The organism is Arenibacter nanhaiticus, from assembly GCF_900141935.1.
Taxonomy (GTDB): Bacteria; Bacteroidota; Bacteroidia; order Flavobacteriales; family Flavobacteriaceae; genus Arenibacter; species Arenibacter nanhaiticus.
In genome coordinates, this window is record NZ_FQYX01000073.1 from 1 (window position 1) to 2053 (window position 2053).

Annotated in this window: 1 protein-coding gene; it reads right to left on the reverse strand. The window is 29.5% G+C overall.

The window, feature by feature from the left end; genetic code table 11:
* Positions 1-120 precede the first annotated feature (120 nt).
* On the reverse strand, positions 121-1806 hold the full coding sequence (locus BUA16_RS18110; RefSeq protein ID WP_072766109.1) for a UvrD-helicase domain-containing protein: 1686 nt from the start codon (positions 1804-1806) through the stop codon (positions 121-123).
* Between the last annotated feature and the right edge of the window lie 247 nt (positions 1807-2053).

Genomic DNA, 2053 nt, shown 5'->3' on the forward strand with positions numbered 1-2053 from the left:
ATATAATAAAAATTTAAAAATAAATTTTTTGCCTATGAACTTCAAAATCATTTTTCGACTAACTCAGAGCAAAACACAAAATAATTTACAGTCCCGATACATTGTTGCCAGTAGTTTTTCTTACCAAATGTCATCTAATTCATCAAATAAATTTCCTTCGTCCATTTCAATATCTTCTTTTATTGCATTAACTAAAAACAATGATTCTTCTGCTCGTGTTAAAGCAACATATTTTAAATTATTTTCTTGAACTGTTTCCCACGGTTTATGATTATCCTTTTTCATAGGTAGTTTGTCATAGTCTAAAATAAAAACTCTTTTATTTTCAAGTCCTTTAGCTTTGTGTATAGTTGAAAGTTTTATAGCATCTTCACTTTCTGTTATTAAGCCTTCAATACGTTTGACCAACTCGTTTATTGTGGATACATCTAAATGAATAGAGGATTGTCTTTGCAAAAAGTTTATTCTTCTTTCAATATATTCGGTTTCTTCTTTTATAAATTCTTCCTTTGATGAGTTGTTAGACATTTTATTTGCCTTTTTCTCAACGAAATAGATGTTTCTTTCTTTTACTTTTTCAAAGAAATCATATCCGCTTTTAAATACGTTTCTTGTATTTAGTTCTTGCTTTGAAAATAAAAACCGTAGTTCATTAAATAAGTCTTTTACATCATCTTGATGAATATTAACTTTTCGATTATTCTCAAGTAAACTAAAAAGTAATGTCGTTAAAGGTGCTTTTGTACGACTGATTACTAAATCTCCGTCTTTGGCAGTTTTAATAACTTGGTCAAATTCTATTTTTTCAATTATTCCTTCTTTGTCTTTAAAAGGTTTTATATCGGCTCTAAAATTTTGTGCATATTCAATAACATTATTTGGGCATCTAAAACAAAATGACAAAGTTAGTTTATTGTGGTTTTTTAGTAAGTTTTCAAAACGACTGAAAGATTCAATGTCTGCTCCTGTAAAACCATATATTGATTGACAAGGGTCGCCAACTGCAATTACACGACCAGATTTTTTCACGTATTTTAATGCAACTGCTAATTGAGCTTTTGATAAGTCTTGGCATTCGTCTACAAAAAGTAAATCATATTTTTTGATTGGATAAAGCTCAAATACTTTAGGCAAGTATAGCATATCTGTCAAATCAATATAATTATGGCTTTTTGCAATTTTATTTCCTTCTTCTAAAAGTTGTTCGGTGCTTTTGAAAAGTATTTCGATAACTTTATCAAGTATTTTTTCGTTTGTTTTGCTTGGGTCAATAATATTGAAATGGATTACCATTTGTTTAAATTTAGAAAAATCGTTCTTTTCTAATGTTAATCTAAATTTGTCAACCGAGTCAAGAAGTTTGTTTTTAAAAGAGTTGAAATAATTATTCAGCTGGCTTTTTTCAAAACTGTTTTCCGGTTCAGGACTTATGTCATATAGTTTCAAATACAGTAAAAATGGTTTCTTATTATAACTTTCAACTGACCTTGCTATTAAATCATTGTATTTTCGAGGTTTTACGATGTAAGGCAGTTCAATGTTTGATTTTAATATTTCATACCCAAGTTGATGGAGGTTTTTGACAACAATATTGTCGTTACCTTTTTTCGAAACTCTGTCTTGAATTTCATCTCTAATACTTTTGTTGAACGCACAGAAAAGTAAAGATTTATTTTTATCGACAAATCCAATACTTTCAATTATAGTAGTTGTTTTTCCAGAACCAGCAACTGCATCTATAATTCCGTGATTTGAATCCAACTTTATAAAGTTGTATATTTTTTCTTGTTCAGGTGTTGGTGTCATTCAATTCAATTCGATGGTTAGTTCAAATTACTGGCAACGGTTTGTATATGGTTTTGTGGCGGTTTTGAAAATACAAGTCTTTCAACTTACACAGATGTTTATTAATTGTTAAATCACTCATATTTATTACTTTATCCGCCATAAACTATATACTTTGTGTGTGCCCAGCATGGGCATCTTTTATCTACTGCAAAGTAGATAATTAATCTAGAGGGTGCAAGTCCCTTATGGGCAGGGGTAACGCCTT